Source organism: Pantoea sp. NGS-ED-1003, from assembly GCF_000738765.1.
Classification (GTDB): domain Bacteria; phylum Pseudomonadota; class Gammaproteobacteria; order Enterobacterales; family Enterobacteriaceae; genus Pantoea; species Pantoea septica.
On the sequence record NZ_JPQA01000003.1, the window covers coordinates 438,101 to 454,126 of the forward strand.

At 62.0% G+C, this 16,026-nt stretch carries 16 protein-coding genes; 5 read left to right on the top strand and 11 right to left on the bottom strand.

Features of this window, described 5'->3' with window-relative positions:
- Window positions 1-61 precede the first annotated feature (61 nt).
- A complete protein-coding gene (locus tag JS46_RS08225; protein WP_033749537.1) occupies window positions 62-409 on the bottom strand; it encodes a YacC family pilotin-like protein in 348 nt (115 codons plus the stop codon).
- Between the two features lie 181 nt (window positions 410-590).
- Here JS46_RS08225 and cueO point away from each other — a divergent pair, with 181 nt between their 5' ends.
- Window positions 591-2,183, top strand: coding sequence for a multicopper oxidase CueO (cueO, locus tag JS46_RS08230; RefSeq protein WP_033749538.1), 1,593 nt, complete (start codon window positions 591-593; stop codon window positions 2,181-2,183).
- On the opposite strand, the gene JS46_RS08235 is transcribed toward cueO, so the two are convergent.
- Complete coding sequence (locus JS46_RS08235; RefSeq protein ID WP_033749539.1) at window positions 2,184-3,467, bottom strand: cystathionine gamma-synthase family protein; 1,284 nt, start codon at window positions 3,465-3,467, stop codon at window positions 2,184-2,186.
- Window positions 3,468-3,738: 271 nt separating this feature from the next.
- Between JS46_RS08235 and hpt the strand changes: the two genes are divergently transcribed.
- From hpt to JS46_RS08250, 3 genes are all read left to right on the top strand, one after another.
- A complete protein-coding gene (gene hpt / locus JS46_RS08240) occupies window positions 3,739-4,275 on the top strand; it encodes a hypoxanthine phosphoribosyltransferase (protein WP_071997496.1) in 537 nt (178 codons plus the stop codon).
- 223 nt (window positions 4,276-4,498) lie between these two features.
- Window positions 4,499-5,422, top strand: a complete 924-nt coding sequence (locus JS46_RS08245; protein ID WP_033749543.1) for an ABC transporter ATP-binding protein — start codon at window positions 4,499-4,501, stop codon at window positions 5,420-5,422.
- A complete protein-coding gene (locus JS46_RS08250) occupies window positions 5,419-6,189 on the top strand; it encodes an ABC transporter permease (protein WP_033749545.1) in 771 nt (256 codons plus the stop codon). Before JS46_RS08245 ends, JS46_RS08250 begins: the two co-directional genes overlap by 4 nt.
- A gap of 180 nt (window positions 6,190-6,369) precedes the next feature.
- On the opposite strand, the gene panD is transcribed toward JS46_RS08250, so the two are convergent.
- From panD to thpR, 9 genes are all read right to left on the bottom strand, one after another.
- Window positions 6,370-6,750: an aspartate 1-decarboxylase gene (gene panD / locus JS46_RS08255; RefSeq protein WP_033749547.1), complete on the bottom strand. Its 381-nt coding sequence runs from the start codon at window positions 6,748-6,750 to the stop codon at window positions 6,370-6,372.
- 37 nt (window positions 6,751-6,787) lie between these two features.
- Window positions 6,788-7,642, bottom strand: coding sequence for a pantoate--beta-alanine ligase (gene panC / locus JS46_RS08260; protein WP_033749549.1), 855 nt, complete (start codon window positions 7,640-7,642; stop codon window positions 6,788-6,790).
- Window positions 7,643-7,657: 15 nt separating this feature from the next.
- On the bottom strand, window positions 7,658-8,452 hold the full coding sequence (gene panB, locus JS46_RS08265; RefSeq protein WP_033749550.1) for a 3-methyl-2-oxobutanoate hydroxymethyltransferase: 795 nt from the start codon (window positions 8,450-8,452) through the stop codon (window positions 7,658-7,660).
- A gap of 88 nt (window positions 8,453-8,540) precedes the next feature.
- Window positions 8,541-9,026: a 2-amino-4-hydroxy-6-hydroxymethyldihydropteridine diphosphokinase gene (folK, locus tag JS46_RS08270; RefSeq protein ID WP_033749551.1), complete on the bottom strand. Its 486-nt coding sequence runs from the start codon at window positions 9,024-9,026 to the stop codon at window positions 8,541-8,543.
- Window positions 9,023-10,444 (bottom strand): polynucleotide adenylyltransferase PcnB, encoded by a 1,422-nt coding sequence (gene pcnB, locus JS46_RS08275; protein ID WP_235212984.1) that lies wholly within the window; start codon window positions 10,442-10,444, stop codon window positions 9,023-9,025. Before pcnB ends, folK begins: the two co-directional genes overlap by 4 nt.
- A gap of 39 nt (window positions 10,445-10,483) precedes the next feature.
- On the bottom strand, window positions 10,484-11,413 hold the full coding sequence (gene gluQRS, locus JS46_RS08280) for a tRNA glutamyl-Q(34) synthetase GluQRS (protein WP_033749553.1): 930 nt from the start codon (window positions 11,411-11,413) through the stop codon (window positions 10,484-10,486).
- A gap of 69 nt (window positions 11,414-11,482) precedes the next feature.
- On the bottom strand, window positions 11,483-11,938 hold the full coding sequence (gene dksA, locus JS46_RS08285; RefSeq protein WP_033749555.1) for an RNA polymerase-binding protein DksA: 456 nt from the start codon (window positions 11,936-11,938) through the stop codon (window positions 11,483-11,485).
- A 286-nt stretch (window positions 11,939-12,224) separates the two neighbouring features.
- Window positions 12,225-12,929, bottom strand: coding sequence for a DNA/RNA nuclease SfsA (gene sfsA, locus JS46_RS08290; protein WP_033749556.1), 705 nt, complete (start codon window positions 12,927-12,929; stop codon window positions 12,225-12,227).
- The gene (gene thpR / locus JS46_RS22875; protein WP_235212982.1) at window positions 12,880-13,479 is read right to left on the bottom strand and encodes an RNA 2',3'-cyclic phosphodiesterase; all 600 of its coding nucleotides are present in this window, start codon (window positions 13,477-13,479) and stop codon (window positions 12,880-12,882) included. The genes sfsA and thpR overlap by 50 nt, the downstream gene beginning before the upstream one ends.
- Window positions 13,480-13,515: 36 nt before the next feature.
- On the opposite strand from thpR, the gene hrpB reads away from it, so the two are divergent.
- Entirely contained in the window at window positions 13,516-15,999 is a 2,484-nt protein-coding gene (hrpB, locus tag JS46_RS08300) for an ATP-dependent helicase HrpB (protein ID WP_033749557.1), read from the top strand.
- Window positions 16,000-16,026: the final 27 nt, after the last annotated feature.

A 16,026-nucleotide genomic window follows, 5' to 3' on the forward strand; every position in this document is an offset into this window, starting at 1 on the left:
CATAACCAGGAGTGACCGTGCATGCACGGTCGAATGATCGGCGAAGAGGCGGGCTTACGGCTTATTTAACGTAGGCGAGCAGGCTGAGGGAATCGCGCGCCAGCGACTTACACTTCTTGTCGTTGGTAATGGCGATGCCGCTCAGATCTTTGTAGCTCGCTTCGCCAAGTGCCTTCATATTGTAGGCAGCGTAATTACTCAAATCCCAGCGGTTCTGCTGGGCGAAAAACACCAGAGCTTTGCGGATTTGCGCATCAGGCAGATCCTGATAGCCGCAATCATTTTTCAGATAAACGAATACCGCGGTGAGATCGGCCAGATCTTCTGCTTCGGATTCGCTCAGAGCGAAACTGGTGGAGGAGAAGCCAAGGAGTCCTGACAGCAACAGGATCTTGATGCTTTTCTTCATAGTGGTTCTCATTCATTAATCATCATGTGACGATAGCACAGTGCCTGGCAGGATTCCGATTATTTTGCCGCTGGACGCCGGCTTGAGCACTTTTTTCAGGCGTTTCCGCTATCAAGAGCTTGACCCTCCCGCAGGGGAAGGGTTTAGGCTGTGATCCCCTTATCACACGGATGAATAAGCTATGCATCGTCGCCACTTTCTTAAGCTGACCGCCGCGCTGAGCGCAGCCGGGGCGCTGCCGCTCTGGAGTCGATCCCTGATGGCGGCCAGCCGTCCGCTGCTGCCGGTTCCTTCAAGGCTGGAGCCCGATCCACGTGGCCAGATCCAGATCACCGCCATGACCGGCACCAGCCAGTGGCAGGGCAAGGATGTGCCGACGTGGGGCTACAACGGCGCGCTGTTGGGGCCGGCCATCGTATTGCGTCGCGGCAAACCGACCACGGTCAATATCCTTAACCGGCTGCCGGAAGCGACCACGCTGCACTGGCACGGGCTGGCGATCCCGGGCGACGTCGACGGCGGGCCGATGGCGCGCATCGAACCTGGCGCGGCACGGCAGGTCAGCTTCACGCCGGATCAGCCTGCCGCCACCTGCTGGTTCCATCCGCACCTGCATGGCAAAACCGGCCATCAGGTGGCGCAAGGGCTGGCGGGCCTGATCCTGCTGCAGGACGATGAGACCGACAAGCTGCGTCTGCCGTCGCAGTGGGGCTCGGACGATGTGCCGCTGATTTTTCAGGACAAGCGGCTCACTCAGGACGGCAGCCGCATCGACTACCAGCTCGACATCATGAGCGCCGCGGTAGGCTGGTTCGGCGATATGATGCTGACCAACGGCGTTCAGTATCCGCAGCAGGCGGTACCGCGCGGCTGGCTGCGCCTGCGCCTGCTGAACGGCTGCAATGCGCGCTCGCTGCATATCGCCGCCAGCGACAACCGACCGCTCTATGTTATCGGCAGCGACGGCGGCCTGCTGGCGGAGCCGGTGAAGGTCGCCTCGCTGCCGCTGCTGCCGGGCGAGCGCTTTGAGGTGATGGTCGATACCTCCGACGGCAAAAGCTTCGATATCGTCACGCTGCCGGTTGAGCAGATGGGCATGACGCTGGCGCCGTTCGACCAGCCGCTGCCGCTGGTGCAGATCCTGCCGCTGCGCGTGATGGCGAGCGCGACGCTGCCGGATAGCCTGGTGCAGCTGCCGCCGGTGCCCTCGGCGGAAGGCGCTAACGCGCGCTGGCTCCAGTTGATGATGGATCCGCAGCTCGACCAGCAAGGCATGGCGGCGCTGATGCAGCGCTACGGCGATAAAGCGATGGGCAAGGCGGGCGGGCATCACGCCATGCCGGCAGAGAGCGGCGGCGAGGCGATGAAGATGGAAGGACATGATATGTCGATGCATGACGCGCACGGCGATGCATCCAAAGGCTACGACTTCCACAGCGGCAACAAGATCAACGGCCAGGCCTTTAATATGGCGAAGCCGATGTTTAACGTGACGCCCGGCCAGCTGGAAAAATGGACCATCTCCGGCGAAGGCGACAAGATGCTACATCCTTTCCATATTCACGGCACGCAGTTCCGCATTCTCTCAGAAAACGGCAAGCCGCCCGCGCCGCACCGCCAGGGCTGGAAAGATATGGTCAATGTCGACGGCTGGCGCAGCGAAGTGCTGGTGCGCTTTGACCACCGCGCCGCCGCTGAACACGCCTTTATGGCGCACTGTCATCTGCTTGAGCATGAAGACACCGGCATGATGCTGGGCTTTACAGTCGGCTAATCAGGCTTTCTCGAGCGCCAGGCGAATGTCCTCCACCAGATCGCCGGCGTTCTCAATGCCTATTGAGAGGCGGATCGTGGCGTCGCTGATGCCGATACGCTGCCTGACCGCCTCCGGCACGCCGGAATGGGTGGTGCTGCCGGGATGGCTGGCAAGCGACTCGGTGCCGCCCAGGCTCACCGCCTGCTTAAACAGCGCCAGCGCGTTAAGGAAGCGGAACGCGGCGGGCTGTCCGCCGATGATATCGAACGAAAAGGTCGAACCGGCGCCGCTGCACTGCTGGCGGAAGGTGCGGCCTTCGGCGCTATTCTCGTCGAGGTAGGGCAGCCACTGCAGCTTCGCCACTTTCTCATGGTCGCGCAAAAAGGCGGCCACCGCTTCGGCGTTCTGCCAGGCTTTCTCCATACGCAGCGACAGCGTTTCCAGCGAACGGCCGATCATCCAGCTTGAGTGCGGATCGAGCTGAGTACCGATGGCGCTGCGCAGCGAGCGTATCTGGGTAATCAGCGCTTTGCTGCCCATCGCCGCGCCGGCGATCAGATCGGAATGGCCGCCGACATATTTGGTCAGCGAGTAAAGCGAGATATCGGCGCCGAAGTTCAGCGGCCGCTGAAACAGCGGGCCGAGCAGCGTATTGTCGCAGGCGACTACCGGACGCGATCCCTGCTGCTGGCCGATCTCGTCGGCGATGCGCGCGATCAGCGCGATGTCCACCAGGCTGTTGGTGGGGTTGGCGGGCGTCTCGATCAGAATCAGCGCGACGCGACCCAGGCTCAGCGCCTTCTGCGCGGCGACGCGCACTTTCTCCTCATCGGTGCCGTCGCTAAAGCCGACCGGCTCGATATTCAGGTTGTGCAGCGTTTTGCTCAGCAGCGTCTCGGTGCCGCCGTAGAGCGGCTGCGAATGGAGGATCACATCGCCCGGGCGCGCAAAGGTCAGCAGCGTAGTGGAGATGGCCGACATGCCTGACGAGAAGAGGGCGCAGCTCTCTGCTTCCTCATAAATCGCCAGGCGATCTTCGACGATTTCGCTGTTGGGATGGTTAAAGCGCGAATAGACCAGGCCGCCGCTTTTGCCTTCCGGCGGCTGGCGCCGTCCGGACACGTAATCGAAGAAGTCGCGTCCCTCTTCGGCGCTGTTGAAAACAAAGGTCGAGGTCAGAAACACCGGGGGTTTGACCGCGCCTTCCGACAGGCGCGGATCGTAGCCGTAGTTCAGCATCTGGGTTTCAGGATGCAGCTTACGATCGCCAATATGGGTTTTTTTACTGGAGTTGTGGGACATGGGATCTCCTGCTCAGGGCAGATGTAAGGTAACGATATGTTGGGCATAAGCTAACATGCAGCGGAATGTTCTGGTAAAGGCCGGTAAGTTCTAAGTTTATATCATCCAGGCACGATGAGGCTGGCGGCGCCTTAGCGCTGCATCTCGCCGCGTCTGGCAAGCTGTGATACTCTCCTGCAAATCGCTACCCGCTCAGGTCTGAGCGGGTTCTCTCTGTTCATCCGCTGCTGAGGATGGACGATCCCTTTAAAATCAACGAGAAGTACAGGTTTTGAAACATACTGTTGAAGTGATGATTTCCGAAGAGGCGATCGCAACGCGCATTGCCGAACTGGGTAAAGAGATTTCCGAGCGCTATCGCGACAGCGGCAGCGAGATGGTGCTGGTCGGGCTGCTGCGCGGCTCCTTTATGTTTATGGCCGATCTCTGCCGCGCCGTCGAGGTGCCCCACGAAGTCGACTTTATGACCGCCTCCAGCTACGGCAGCGGCATGTCCAGCTCGCGCGACGTGAAAATCCTCAAAGATCTCGACGAAGATATTCGCGGCAAAGATGTGCTGATTGTCGAAGATATCATCGACTCCGGCAACACGCTGAGCAAGGTGCGTGAGATCCTGCGCCTGCGCGAGCCGAAGTCCCTCGCCATCTGCACGCTGCTGGATAAGCCCGAGCGTCGCGAAGTGGACGTGACGGTGGAATATGTCGGCTTCGCCATTCCTGACGAGTTCGTGGTCGGCTTCGGCATCGACTACGCCCAGCGCTATCGTCATCTGCCCTATATCGGCAAAGTGGTGCCGCTCGAATCCTGAGCCTGACCGCACAATCTTCCAAGGCTGACCGCCTCAGCCTGGTGTAGGCTGTGCTCCGATTCAGGAGTTCAGCCTTCACCTCCGCAAAAAAATGCCCATCCAGGAAGATTTTACGCTCAGGGTGGCTCATCATAAGTAGCAACGTTGCGGCGACATCGCGTCAGCCAGCGGCTCGCTATGTCCATCGCGACACACCGACATTAAAACAGGATATGGATTCGGAATGACTTATGCACTGGAACTTTCCCGGCTGACCAAGACCTATTCCGGCGGCGTACAGGCGCTGAAAGGGATAGATCTTAACGTCGAAGCCGGCGATTTTTATGCGCTGCTGGGACCAAACGGCGCGGGCAAATCGACCACCATCGGGATTATCAGTTCGCTGGTGAACAAATCTGGCGGCAGCGTGCGCGTGTTCGGCTACGACCTGGAAAAAGAGGTGGTCAACGCCAAACGCCAGCTCGGCCTGGTGCCGCAGGAGTTCAACTTCAACCCGTTCGAGACCGTGCTGCAGATCGTGGTGAATCAGGCGGGCTACTACGGCGTTGAGCGCCGCGAGGCGCAGCAGCGCGCAGAGAAGTATCTGACGCAGCTCGATCTTTGGGGCAAGCGCAACGAGCGCGCGCGGATGCTTTCCGGCGGCATGAAGCGTCGTCTGATGATCGCCCGCGCGCTGATGCATGAGCCGAAGCTGCTGATCCTCGACGAGCCGACGGCGGGCGTGGATATCGAGCTGCGTCGTTCGATGTGGACCTTCCTGAAAGAGCTGAACGAAAAAGGCACCACCATTATTTTGACCACGCACTATCTGGAAGAGGCGGAGATGTTGTGCCGCAACATCGGCATTATCCAGAGCGGCGAGCTGGTGGAGAACACCTCGATGAAGGGGCTGCTGGCCAAGCTGCAGTCGGAAACCTTTATTCTCGATCTCGCGCCGGGCAGCGCGCTGCCGACGCTGGAAGGGTTCCAGTATCGTCTGGTGGACGCCTCGACGCTGGAGGTCGAAGTGATGCGCGAGCAGGGGCTGAACAGCGTGTTTGGCCAGCTTAGCGCGCAGGGCGTGCAGGTACTGAGCATGCGTAACAAAGCAAACCGCCTGGAAGAGCTGTTTGTCAGCCTGGTGCAGGGCAAAGGAGCGAAAGCATGACACATTTGTACTGGGTAGCGCTGAAGAGTATCTGGGCCAAGGAGATTAACCGTTTCGCGCGCATCTGGATCCAGACGCTGGTGCCGCCGGTGATCACCATGACGCTCTATTTTATTATTTTCGGCAACCTGATCGGCTCGCGCATCGGCGATATGCACGGCTTCAGCTATATGCAGTTTATCGTGCCGGGCCTGATTATGATGGCGGTGATCACCAACGCCTACGCCAACGTCGCCTCGTCGTTCTTCAGCGCCAAGTTTCAGCGCAATATTGAAGAGCTGCTGGTGGCGCCGGTGCCGACGCATATTATTATCGCCGGCTATGTCGGCGGCGGCGTGGCGCGCGGTCTCTGCGTCGGGGTGCTGGTCACGGCGATTTCGCTGTTTTTCGTGCCGTTCCACGTCCACTCCTGGTCGATGGTGGCAGTGACGCTGCTGCTGACGGCGATCCTCTTTTCGCTGGCTGGCCTGCTGAACGCGGTGTTCGCGCGCACCTTCGACGATATCAGCCTGATCCCGACCTTCGTGCTGACGCCGCTGACCTATCTGGGCGGGGTGTTCTATTCGCTGACGCTGCTGCCGCCGTTCTGGCAGGCGGTGTCGAAGCTGAATCCGATTGTTTATATGATCAGCGGCTTCCGCTTCGGCTTCCTCGGCATCAACGATGTGCCGCTGGTGTTTACCCTGTCGGTGCTGATCGCCTTTATCCTGGTGTTTTATATTCTGGTCTACACGCTGATCCAGCGCGGACGTGGCCTGCGCACCTGATAAAAAAAGCAGCCGGATGGCTGCTTTTTTTTCAGACGGCTCAGTAGCCTGACAAGTGGGCGACGTGAACCGAAGAGCAAAGCGTCCCACGCCATGGAAGGCGTGGGCCGAGCAGACAGGGATGGCGTCTTTTGCGTCTTTGCGATCGGTTTACGCCGCCCACGTCAGCACCTTGCCCCCTCAGGCGACCTGCACCGGCAGCGCCTTCGCCAGACGCTTCATCTCGTTGTCGCCTTCGAAATAGGCGACCTTCGGCTGCCACTGGCGCGCCTCCGCGTCTTCAACCTGCACGTAAGAGCAAATAATCAGGATATCCCCTTCGCAGGCGCAACGCGCCGCCGCACCGTTGACTGAAATAATCTTCGACCCGCGTTCGGCGGCGATAGCGTAGGTGGAAAAACGCTGGCCGTTGGTAACGTTATAAATATCAATGGCCTCATATTGCAGAATGCCCGACGCGTCGAGGAAGTCCTGATCGATGGCGCAGGAACCTTCGTAGTTCAAATCTGCCTGGGTCACCTTCACGCGGTGCAGCTTGCCTTGTAAAACGGTACGAATCATAAAAGACCTTATTGTTCTTTCTGACAATGACCTGCGCTTACTGCGTGAGGTCGACCTGTTGATTATCAATCAGACGCGCTTTGCCCAGCCATGCCGCCATCAGGATCACCGCGCGACGGCTCTCGACCGTCAGCGGCTCCAGCGTATCGGCGTCGCAGATGGCAAGCCCGTCCGGGCGTAATCCTTTCTCGCTAAGCTCCGCCTCAGCGGCTTCAATAATCTCTTCGATATGGCGCTCGCCGTTGGCGAGGCGCGCCGCCATACCGTTCATCACCTGCGCCAGAACCGGCGCGAGCTGACGCTCATCTTCGGTGAGGTAGCCGTTGCGCGAACTGAGCGCCAGGCCGTCTTTGGCGCGCACCGTCGGCACGCCGACAATCTCGATATCGAAGCCCATATCCGCCACCATCTTGCGGATGATCGCCAGCTGCTGAAAATCCTTCTCGCCAAAGCAGGCGATATCGGGCTGCACCAGATTAAACAGCTTACTGACGATAGTGGCGACGCCGCGAAAATGGCCGGGACGGCTGGCGCCTTCCAGCAGCGACGAGAGCACCGGCACCTCGACAAAGGTCTGGTTCGCCAGCCCGTGCGGATAAACCTCTGCCGGCGCGGGCGCGAATACTACATCGACGCTGCGGCGATTCAGCTTCTCGCAATCTTCCTGCAGCGTGCGCGGGTAGCGCGCCAGATCGTCGGCGCGATCGAACTGCATCGGGTTGACGAAAATCGACACCACGACAATATCGCCGCGCTCGCGCGCCTCGTCTACCAGCGTTAAATGGCCGTCATGCAGATTGCCCATGGTCGGCACCAGCGCGATGCGTTTTCCTGCCTGCCGCCAGCGACGAATTTCACGGCGCAGCATCGGCAGCGTTTCAATGATCAGCACGGTAAGGCTCCCTAATTACTGGAAACTGTGTTCAGCCGCAGGATAGGTTCCCGCTTCGACTTCGGCGATATAGTGACGGATAGCGGCGCGTATGTCGCCCGCCTCGGCGAGAAAGTTCTTCGCAAATTTCGGGATATGGCCGCCGGTAATGCCGAAGGCGTCATGCATCACCAGAATCTGGCCGTCAGTAACGTTGCCCGCGCCGATGCCGATAACCGGGATCGTCAGCGCCTGAGTGATGCGCTGCGCCAGCGAAACCGGCACGCACTCCAGCACCATCAGCTGCGCGCCCGCGGCTTCCAACGCCAGCGCGTCGGCCAGCAGCCGCTCGGCGGCCGCCTCGTCGCGGCCCTGCACCTTATAGCCGCCGAAGATATTCACCGACTGCGGCGTCAGGCCGAGATGGCCGCACACCGGCACCGCGCGCTCGGTCAGCATGCGCACCGTCTCCGCCAGCCATGCGCCGCCCTCCAGCTTCACCATATTGGCGCCGGCGCGCATCAGCTGCGCGGCGTTGTCGAAGGTTTGCTGCGGCGTGGCGTAACTCATAAAGGGCAGGTCGGCCATGACCAGCGCCTGCGCCGCGCCGCGGCGGACGGCGGCGGTGTGATAGGCGATATCAGCGACGGTAACCGGCAGCGTCGACTCATGACCCTGAACGGTCATGCCGAGCGAATCGCCGATCAGCATCACCTGGATGCCTTCGTCGGCGAACAGGCGGGCAAAGCTGAAATCGTAGGCGGTCAGTGTGGCGAACTTACGTCCGCTCGCTTTCCACTGACGCAGATGAGAAATAGTGGTGGGTTTCATTGCGCTCTCAACTCAGGTATTGCAGATGGGCGCAGTGTACTGGATAGCGCAGGAGAGCGAAATCTCTTACGTATCAATCTGTGCGGCGTCAGCCGTGCCAGGGGCGAATGGCGCTGGCGTCGAGGCGCGCCATCAGGTCGCGCAGCGGACGGCCGTCCGGCAGCGTCGCGTCAGGCGCGATCTCCAGCAGCGGCACCAGCATAAAGGCGCGGTTGTGCATATCGTAATGCGGCACGATCAGACGCGGGGTGTTAAGGCTCTGCTGGCCGAAGAGCAGGATATCGATATCGAGCGTGCGCGGTCCCCAGCGTTCCGCTTTGCGAACGCGGCCGTGCTCAAGCTCGATGCGCTGGGTGTGATCCAGCAGCGCTTCCGGCGCGAGATCGGTATCCAGCGCCACCGCCGCGTTCAGGTAATCGGGCTGGTCCGGCGGACCGTAAGGCGGCGTGCGGTAGAAAGAGGAGGTCGCGACGCGCGCCGTCTCCGGCAGCGCGTCGAGCGCACGCAGCGCCGCGTCGACCTGTTGCAGCGGATCGGCAAGGTTGCTGCCGAGCGCCAGGTAAACGCGTGTCACGACGCGTTTTGGCTGTCGCGGCGCGGTGGGGCGGGGCGGCGGCGCGGACGACGCGTTTTGCGGCGCGGCGCCGGGTCGTCGCCCAGCGTATTAAGCATGGTTTTCTGCTGCGTCGGCGCGGCGGCCTGGAATTCGCCCCACCAGTGGCTAAGGCGGATCAGTTCCGGATTGTTCTCGACCTCGGCGCGCAGCGCCAGCAGATCGTAGGCGGCGCGGAACTTCGGATGTTCCATCAGCTTCCAGGCGCGCTTGCCGTGGCGGCGCGACATGCGCAGCTGCAGCTGCCAGATATCGCGGATCAGCGTGGTAATGCGTTTCGGGATCGCCAGCGCGCGGCAGGCTTCATCCAGCGTATCGTTCATCGCCATCGCGAAGGCGTCGAAATAGGTCAGGCCGCTCTCCTGCGCGATGCGCTGCGCCGCTTCGAGCTGCGGATACCAGAACATCGCCGCAAACAGGAAGGCTGGATTGACGCGCATATCGTTGTGGATGCGGTTATCGGTGTTTTTCAGCACCTGCGCCACCATCCGCTCCATATAGCTATCGCCATCTTCGGTGAAGTTGCGCGTAATGGTAGGGAACAGCGGCTGGAACAGCTGAAACTCGCGCAGCTTGATATAGGTGCTGTAGCCGTAGCCCGCCTGCAGCAGCTTCAGCGCCTCTTCAAACAGGCGCGCCGGCGGGATATCGCGCAGCAGCGTGGCGAGACGCGGGATCGGTTCGGCAGTTTCCGCCGCGATGGTCATATCGAGCTTGGCGGCGAAGCGCACTACGCGCAGCATACGCACCGGATCTTCGCGGTAGCGCGTCTCGGGATCGCCAATCAGGCGAATGATGCCCTGCTGCAGATCCTGCAGGCCGCCGACGTAGTCGCGTACGGTAAAGTCGGCGACGTTGTAATAGAGGCTGTTGATCGTCAAATCGCGGCGCTGCGCATCGTCTTCGATGCTGCCGAAGATATTGTCGCGCAGCAGCATGCCGCTCTGGGCGCGCTGCGACTGATTGCGATCCTCTTCGACGTCCTCTTCAGCCTGATGATGGCCGCGGAAGGTCGCGACTTCGATCACCTCAGGGCCGAACATGACGTGCGCCAGACGGAAGCGACGCCCGACCAGACGGCAGTTGCGGAACAGCTTACGCATCTGCTCTGGCGTGGCGTTGGTGGTGATATCGAAGTCCTTGGGCTTTTTACCCAGCAGCAGGTCGCGAACGCCACCGCCCACCAGATAGGATTCATAGCCTGCTTTGTTCAGGCGATAGAGTACCTTGAGGGCATTTTCGCTAATGTCTTTGCGCGAGATGTTATGGCTCTCACGAGGGATAATGGTCATCTGATGACGCTCAGTTTCAACCTCGACAGGCGCCTCCTCATCACGCATGAGGACTTTCCGGCAAAAATTAGCAACTCGGGTAAAAATGGGACACCTCGACAGCGACGTAAAGTGGTGTAAATAAAATCAGCGGCTAATCATAGCCTGTTGCGAATCATTTAGGAATGGTGTTGTCGGCTCAGCCGGTTTCAGGGCGTTCTCTCGGGGTATCAAAGCGATATTCCACTGCGAGACCGCGCTTTCCAGCAGTTTCTCCTGCGTTTCGTCTTCCCATCCTGTCGCGACAGGCTGCCCCAAAAAACGTAGCGCCTGCACCAGCAGCGGTCGCGGGTCGCCGGCGGGCAGCGAAGGGGCATGATTCTGCTTCGACAGTTTATTGCCGTCGGGATTGATCGCCAGCGGCAAATGCAAATATGCAGGCAGCGGCCAGCCGAACTGCTGATACAGGGCGATCTGCCGCACCGTCGGCTCAATCAAATCCGCGCCGCGCACGATCTCCGTCACGCCCTGAAAATGGTCGTCGACCACCACCGCAAGGTTGTAGGCGAACAGGCCGTCGCGGCGATGGATAATAAAATCTTCCTGCGCCAGGCGCGCATCCACCGCTAAATGGCCGCGCAGCCGATCGTCGAAGCTAAAAACCGGCGCGTGCTGGCGTAGCCGCAGCGCGGCGTTCTCCGGCCCCAGCTGGCGATCGCGACAGTGGCCGTCATAGAATCCGCCGATCTGCTGGATGCGGCGACGCGTACAGGTGCAGTAATAGCTCTGGCGATGCGCCTGCAGCCAGGCCAGCGCCTCGCGATAGGCGTCATGACGGTGCGACTGCCATAAAACGTCGCCGTCCCAGTGCAGGCCGTAGTGCTCCAGCTGATGCAGAATGCGCGTGGCGGCGCCGGGAACTTCGCGCGGCGGATCGATATCTTCGATGCGCACCAGCCAGCGGCCGTTTTGCGCGCGCGCGCTCAGATAGCTGCCAAGGGCGGCAATCAGCGAGCCGAAATGGAGATCGCCGGAAGGCGAGGGGGCGAAACGTCCGATGCAGGGATGCGTAGACACAGGCTTTAAAAGTCACCGCACAGCGGCACAACAACGTGCTTTCCGCAGTGCGGTGAGTCAGGCGTGGCGTTAGCCAGCCATCTGTTTTTCGCGGATTTCTGCCAGCGTCTTGCAGTCGATGCAAAGATCGGCGGTCGGACGCGCTTCCAGACGGCGGATGCCGATTTCCACGCCGCAGGACTCGCAGTAGCCGAAGTCGTCATCTTCGACTTTCTTCAGCGTCTTCTCGATCTTCTTGATCAGCTTACGCTCGCGGTCGCGGTTACGCAGTTCAAGGCTGAATTCCTCTTCCTGCGCGGCACGGTCAACCGGATCCGGGAAGTTCGCCGCTTCGTCCTGCATATGCGAGACGGTGCGGTCAACTTCATCACGCAGCTGATTGCGCCAGGCTTCCAGAATCTTGCGAAAATGTTGCAGCTGGGCTTCGTTCATATACTCTTCGCCCGGCTTCTCCTGGTATGGCTCCACCCCAGCGATGGCGAGAATACTCAGGGACGATGTTTTACGGTTTTGCCCTTCTTGCATGTTGTTTCTCCTGGATAACACGCACTATACCTTTTGTGGTTCAGCGCCAGCGATTAGGCGTCAGGCGGATGAGTGTAGCCAGTGGGCTACATTTTGCCTGGCGGATTTCGCCGCGTTGCCGCAAATGGGTACATCGATCCCCCTACGGGGAAAAACAGGCCGCTATAAATAACAGAAGCAGTCAAGGTTGGCAATTATTGATGATCGCACCTTGACAAGCCTGTGAGGAACAGCGTATTTGGCGCCTCGCGTTAACCATTCATACCACAACAATTTGCAAAAGATATTACAAGGTTACGGCAACCGGCTTTTTCAGAAACAGGCCTGCCGGTGATAAATCCGCGCGATACGCCAAAATCTCTACGCCGTCCTGCTGCGCCTGGACCAGTTGGTCTGCGTAACGTGCATCAATGTGACGCGCGGGGGAGACGTCCTCAATCCCCGAGTGCAGAACCGCAAACAACAAAACAGCCCGATGGCCGGCAGCCGCGACGGCGCTTAGCTCGCGCAGGTGCTTCTGGCCTCGGACCGTCACCGCATCCGGAAAATAGCCTTTTCCTTGATGTAAAAGGGTCACGGACTTGACTTCAATATAGCAGTTGCGTCTGCCGCCTGCCTGAAGCAGGAAGTCGATTCGGCTCTTTTCCTCGCCATACCTGACTTCAGCCTGGCAGCGCTCATAGCCCGCTAATTCCGGAATCGCAGCGGCGAGCAGCGCCTCTTTAACCAGCTGATTCGCGCGCAGCGTATTGACGCAGATCCAGTGGCCCTGCTGCGTTTCGGTCAACTCCCAGCTGTGCGGATATTTGCGCGTCAGGCTGTCGGAGGTGGAGTACCACACCGTATCGCCCGGCGTGGCGCAGCCGGTCATCGCGCCGGTGTTGGCGCAGTGGATCGTCAGGGTTTCTCCTTCCGGCGTCACCACGTCGGCGAGAAAACGTTTATAGCGGGCAATCAGTCGGGCGGACTTTAACGGCGGTGAAAACAGCATAGCGCTCCAGAGTCAGGTCAGCGGCCAGCTCGCCAGCGCCTGATAGCGCGTGCGGCCCCGCGCGTAGTGCGAGGAAAACAGCGAGAAATGGTCGACGCGAAAGCGCCAGTGAAAGTCGCGCGGCGGCAGCGCGATGCGCGATGCGGCGTCGCGCAGCAGCGTGACGTGCGGATGAAACGGCTGTGCGCTCTGGGCGCAGCCGTGGCGCGCCGCCGTGGCGCGCCGCCTGGGCGCGCAGCAGATCGGCGAGCTGCAGCAGGCCGCGCGGCGGCCGCCGGCAGCCGATCCACACCACGCCTGGACGCGGCCAGTGGCCGGCGTCGTCGAGATCGATATCGAAAGCGGGCTGCTGAATGCGCGCCGCAAGCTGTTGCAGCTTCTGCGCGGTCTCGCTTTTCACCTCGCCGAGAAAGGCGAGCGTCAGGTGCAGATTGGCCGCGACGATGGGGCGGCCGGCGTCGTCGGCGAAGCTATCGGCGCGCCAGCGCACCAGCTGCTGCTGCAGCGCGTCAGGCAGCCCGATGCCAAAAAACAGGCGTTGCGTCTCCATGGCGGTCTCCGGCAATCCTCGCGGATGAGTGCTACAATGCGCGCCATCTTAACACAGGCTGAACGGGAGTTTGCCGTGAGTGATTTACCGGTCAGCGCCGTGCTGCCCGACCTGCTTCAGGCGCTCGACGCCGCGCCGCAAATTCTGCTGGCGGCCCCGACCGGCGCGGGCAAATCGACCTGGCTGCCGCTGCAGCTGCTGCGGCAGGCGAACCTGCCGGGCCGCATTATTATGCTGGAGCCGCGTCGGCTGGCGGCGCGCAACGTGGCGCAGCGCCTGGCGGAGCAGCTCGGCGAGCAGCCCGGCGCCACCGTCGGCTTCCGCATGCGCGGCGAGAACTGCGTCGGGCCGTCCACCCGGCTGGAGGTGGTGACGGAAGGCATCCTGACGCGCATGCTGCAGCGCGATCCTGAGCTAAGCGGCGTGTCGCTGGTGATCCTCGATGAGTTCCACGAGCGCAGCCTGCAGGCGGATCTGGCGCTGGCGCTGCTGCTCGACGTGCAGCAAGGGCTGCGGGACGATCTGAAAATCCTCTTGATGTCGGCGACGCTGGACAACGCGCGCCTCTCGGCGTTGCTGCCCGACGCGCCGCTGATTGTCTCCGAAGGACGCAGCTATCCGGTGACGCGCCGCTTCGCCCCGCTCAGCGCCACGCTGCGCTTTGAAGAGGCGGTGGCGCGCGAAACGGCGCAGCTGCTGCGCGAAGAGAGCGGCTCGCTGCTGCTGTTTCTGCCCGGCGTGGCGGAGATTGAGCGGGTGAAGCGCGAGCTGGAGTCGCGCGTAGCGGACAACGTCGATTTGACGCCGCTCTATGGCGCGCTGCCGCTGGCGGCGCAGCGCCGCGCAATCCTGCCCGCGCCGGAAGGGCGCCGCAAAGTGGTGCTCGCCACCAATATCGCTGAAACCAGCCTGACCATCGAAGGCATCCGGCTGGTGGTGGACAGCGCGCTGGAGCGCGTCGCGCAGTTCGACGCGCGCAGCGGCGTGACGCGGCTGCTGACCCAGCGCGTCAGCCAGGCGTCGATGACGCAGCGCGCCGGTCGCGCCGGTCGTCTGATGCCCGGCATCTGCCTGCATCTGATCCCTGAAGAGCAGGCGTCGCGCGCCGCCGCGCAGAGCGAAGCGGAAATCATGCACAGCGATCTCGCTGCGCTGTGGATCGAGCTGCTGCAGTGGGGCTGCCAGCAGCCGGATCAGCTGACCTGGCTCGATGCGCCGCCGGAAAAACACCTGCGCGCGGCGCGCGAGCTGCTTAGCCGGCTTGGCGCGCTGGACGACAGCGGCAAGCTGAGCGCGACGGGACGCCGCATGGCGCAGCTCGGCGGCGATCCGCGCCTCAGCGCCGTGCTTTGCGCCGCCGGCCAGGAGCCCGACGCGGCCGCCAGCGCCGCGCTGCTGGTGGCGATTCTGGAAGATCCGCCGCGCAGCGGCTCGCCCGATCTGCGCGACGCGCTGCATCGCCCGCAGCCGCAGTGGCTGCGGCGCGCGAAGCAGTGGCAGACGCGGCTCGGCGTCAGCGGCGGCCGCGTCGATGAAGATCGCTTTCCCGCGCTGCTGGCGGCGGGCTTCGGCGACCGACTGGCGCAGCGCCGCGACAGTGGCGGCCGCTACCAGCTCGCCAACGGCCTGGGCGCGATGCTGGATGCGCAAGAGGGGCTGAACCGCTACGAATGGCTGATCGCGCCCGCCCTGCTGCAGGGCAGCGCGGCGCCGGATGCGCGCATGCTGCTGGCGCTGCCGATCGATATCGACGCGCTGCGTCAGGCGCGGCCGGAGCTGGTAGAGGTGCGCGCCGAAGTCGAGTGGGACGAAGAGAAGGGCACGCTGCGCGCGCTGCGCCGCGAGCAGATCGGCGCGCTGGTGCTGAAGGCGCAGCCGATGGCGCGTCCGGAACCCGAGGTGCTGCACGCCGCAATATTACGCTGGGTGGCGCAAAAAGGTTTGGGCGTGTTGGGCTGGAGCGAGGCGGCGCAGCAGCTGCGCGTGCGGCTGCAGTGCGCCGCGCACTGGCTGCCTGAAGAGAAATGGCCCGCCGTGGACGACGAGTCGCTGCTGGCAACGCTCGACCGCTGGCTGCTGCCGGAGATGGGCGCGGTGCGCGATCTGAAATCGCTGCAGGCGGTCAACCTTGTCAGCGCGCTATTACATTTGCTCACATGGTCGCAACGCCAGCGGCTGGATAGTGCGCTGCCAACTCATTACACTGTGCCGACCGGCAGCCGGCTGCCCATTCGCTACCATGCCGATAAGCCGCCCGCGCTGGCGGTGCGCATTCAGGAGATGTTCGGCGAGGCGAGCAATCCCGCCGTGGCGGAAGGGCGCGTGCCGCTGGTGCTGGAACTGCTGTCGCCCGCGCAGCGGCCGTTGCAGATTACCCGCGATCTGGCCGCCTTCTGGCGCGGCGCTTATCCGGAGGTGCAGAAAGAGATGAAAGGGCGCTATCCCCGCCATCCCTGGCCCGACGATCCGGCCAGCGCGCTGCCCACAAAGCGCACCAAAAAATATTCCCCGCAAGGTTGAGCCGGCTGGATCGATTTCAGAGGGTTC